Below are 2666 nucleotides of genomic sequence, written 5' to 3'. Positions count from 1 at the left end.
GTGAACGTGGCCCGCCATGCCATTTTGCAGACGCTGGCGCTGCTCGGCCTGTGCGCCTTGCCGCTGGCGCCGGTGCAGGCCAACCGGGAAATCCTGCGCCTGGTCGACGTCACCGACCGCGCCCATGCCGACGACCGCTTCAGCCGCGAATGGCGCAGCTTTGACGCGGTGAAAGCCGATCAAGTGATTGGTGTGCGGCACAGCGGCGCAGAGGTCACGGCCCCGGCGGACGGCTTTGTGGTGTTTCCCAACCCGGGCGCGGAAGCGGGCCAGGAGTGGTTTTATTTTGCGCAGGCGCGGGTTTGAGGGCGGGCTCGAAGTTCATGGCTTGGTTTCTTCTGCATTTAGCAGGCCACGCATCAGTGCATTTAGCCAAGCCAGTGCGCGGTCGGGGTCGTTGGAATTCATCTCAATCGGCAATAACCCCGGCTTGCCAGCGTTGACTTGCTGCAACAGCACATTGACCACTTGATCAAGGCCGGGTTTATCGAGCATGCGGCGAATATCGTGGCCCAGCATGCGTGGACCCGCAAGCTCGTAGTCAAAATCATCGTCCTGCGTCCAGCCCACAAACTCATCCCAAAGCCGCGATGCATTGTCGGCTGCCAGGTAATGGCGCAGGATCATCTACAGATCGTGAGCATCCTTGCGCGGGGATACGTAGTGCCTGTCTTGCCAGCAAACAATCTTGAGCAAGGCGAGCGCGGGAAGCGAAACGACTCGGGTCTGCACATTGCCTGGCAACAAGACGACGTGTGCAGTTGCCAGCGCCTCACGAAAACCAAACACGTCCATCACAAATTCCTGACGAGGCGGCCAGGCAATTTTTCGTTCATGGGATTCGACACCGTCGAACGGCACCAGATCGACCGGCCAGCCGCTCTGATGCCGCAGCCGATGCGCCGCTGCCGTTGAGCCCTCAAATGCGCCGCTTGCAGTCAAGCGATCACGCAAAGCTGCAAAACCGGCCCAGTCCGGTACGGCCAATGCAAAGTCGATATCTTCTGTCTTTCGCTGCATGTTGATGCCGTGCCGATAGAGCAAATGCAGGTCACGCGCAAAAGCACCGGCAATAAGCGGCGCGACGCCCACAGCGGCAGCGGCCGCCTCCACGTCCCCAATCACGCGGGCGTGCAGGGCAAGCTCAGGCCGCCGGGAAAAGTCGAGCAAGGTATTCGTCATAAACCAGTTGTGCGGTTTCGATGCAGCGCGCGTCGCCCGTGGCCAGCAAATCGGCGTACACCAGCACGGGATTGACCGTGTCTGGCCGCGCCGCAGCCGACACATTCCCCCAAAACGGTTTGCGCCACTCGACGACACGGCCACCCGCTTCCACTCCCCGGGCAGGCGTCATTCTTTTTTCAATCAAAAGCCGGGGCGGAATTTTGTCTGCGTAGATCGTGAGCACTCCGGGCGTCAAATAGTTCACCAGCAGATTCGCCGCCGGCTCTGCACCCCACCGTTCACGGGGCAGGTCAAGCGGCCAGGTTTTCCACCCGTCGAAATCAATCACGTTGTAGGTCTGCTGCAGGGTCTTGGCCCGCAGCCGGCGCGCGTAAGTCAGTGCCCATTCGTCAAGCAAACGTTTGGTGGCGTTCAGACGCCGGTGTTTGGCCAACACCAGCAAATGGCCCGTCTGCTGCAAATCGGCCAGCACGGCCGGAATGGCGCCCAGCGCCACGCCAGCCGCTGCTGCAATGGCACGCTGCGGCGCACTGGCAAGCGCAGGGTCGCAAAGCAGCGCGAATGTCACCTTCAGGCCCGTCAGTGTGTGTGCCTTGCCGGCGCTGGGGGTCATTCGTTTGTCTTGCAACTTGCGACCCGAGACGTAAACCATCAGGCCGGGCCCCTCCAGATAGGCATTGCCGGCGGCATCGGCAAACTGCTGCTGTTGGTCGCGCAGGCTGGCCGCCATGGGCGGCGTGAGGTAGTCGGTCACCAGCAATGCTGCACGGCTGGCCGTATTCGCGATGTGCCGGAGTTGCATGGTGGCCGCGCCAAGGGTTTCGGGCGTCAGGGTGCGCTTGGCCTCAACCACGTAATCGACCTGGCCCTTTCCTTTGCCGATGCGCAGCCAGGCATCCGCGTGAAGCTGTGCGTTTTTCTGCGGCGGCTCGGTCTCGCGTACATCAAGCCCCAGCGCTGTCAACGCTGCTACGGCGCGGTCAAGAAGGGTTTTCTCGTTCATTTGTTCAATATTTTTTATTGTTCATCATTTATGAACACTATTGAATTATAGGAAAAAATCATATGCATGTTCAATATTTATATCTGTTCACAAAATATGAACAACTACTAAAAACGAACACTGGACACCAGAAAGCGCGCATTGAGTAGCCGTGCAGACAGCAACCCTGGCAAAACTTGTTCTTTGGCGGGCACATTGCAGCGTGGCTGCCTGCAAGTCAGTCTTTCTGCAACCGCGCAAACGTCTTGCGGAACTTGGCCACCTTGGGCGCGGCCACGGCCATGCAATAGCCCTGGTTCGGGTTGCGCGCGAAGAAGTCCTGGTGGTAGTCCTCGGCCGGCCAGTAGTGGCTCAGCGGCGCCACTTCGGTGACGATGGGCTGGCTGTAGACGCCGCTGGCAGTCATCTCGGCGATGACTTCCCTGGCCACGGTTTCCTGCTCGGGGCTGGAGACATAGATGCCGCTGCGGTACTGCGT

General features: G+C 60.0%; 4 protein-coding genes and 1 pseudogene. 1 reads left to right on the top strand and 4 read right to left on the bottom strand.

Annotated features, from left to right (window positions below; genetic code table 11):
- Nucleotides 1–306 (top strand): annotated as a pseudogene (locus tag IV091_RS00025) (succinylglutamate desuccinylase); the annotation flags it as partial.
- 15 nt (nucleotides 307–321) lie between these two features.
- Here the strand turns inward: IV091_RS00025 and IV091_RS00020 are convergent.
- From IV091_RS00020 to IV091_RS00005, 4 genes are all read right to left on the bottom strand, one after another.
- A complete protein-coding gene (locus IV091_RS00020; protein ID WP_293463743.1) occupies nucleotides 322–627 on the bottom strand; it encodes a hypothetical protein in 306 nt (101 codons plus the stop codon).
- Nucleotides 628–1182 carry a nucleotidyl transferase AbiEii/AbiGii toxin family protein gene (locus IV091_RS00015; protein WP_293463740.1) on the bottom strand — a complete coding sequence of 185 codons (555 nt, stop codon included), beginning with the start codon at nucleotides 1180–1182 and terminating at the stop codon, nucleotides 628–630.
- Nucleotides 1145–2188: a type IV toxin-antitoxin system AbiEi family antitoxin gene (locus tag IV091_RS00010; protein ID WP_293463737.1), complete on the bottom strand. Its 1044-nt coding sequence runs from the start codon at nucleotides 2186–2188 to the stop codon at nucleotides 1145–1147. The genes IV091_RS00015 and IV091_RS00010 overlap by 38 nt, the downstream gene beginning before the upstream one ends.
- A gap of 217 nt (nucleotides 2189–2405) precedes the next feature.
- A partial coding sequence (locus tag IV091_RS00005) for a peptide-methionine (S)-S-oxide reductase (protein WP_293463734.1) occupies nucleotides 2406–2666 on the bottom strand: 261 nt, incomplete at its 5' end.

It is taken from the genome of Polaromonas sp. (genome assembly GCF_018780625.1).
Lineage (GTDB): Bacteria > Pseudomonadota > Gammaproteobacteria > Burkholderiales > Burkholderiaceae_C > Polaromonas.
Note: the sequence above shows the minus strand (reverse complement) of the source record. Positions and strands in the feature narration are given on the sequence as shown.

What these genes read in the sequence shown, in the direction of transcription:
- IV091_RS00010 (WP_293463737.1), bottom strand. Translation starts at nt 2,188, where the DNA reads ATGAACGAGAAAACCCTTCTTGACCGCGCCGTAGCAGCGTTGACAGCG.
- IV091_RS00020 (WP_293463743.1), bottom strand. Translation starts at nt 627, where the DNA reads ATGATCCTGCGCCATTACCTGGCAGCCGACAATGCATCGCGGCTTTGG.
- IV091_RS00015 (WP_293463740.1), bottom strand. Translation starts at nt 1,182, where the DNA reads ATGACGAATACCTTGCTCGACTTTTCCCGGCGGCCTGAGCTTGCCCTG.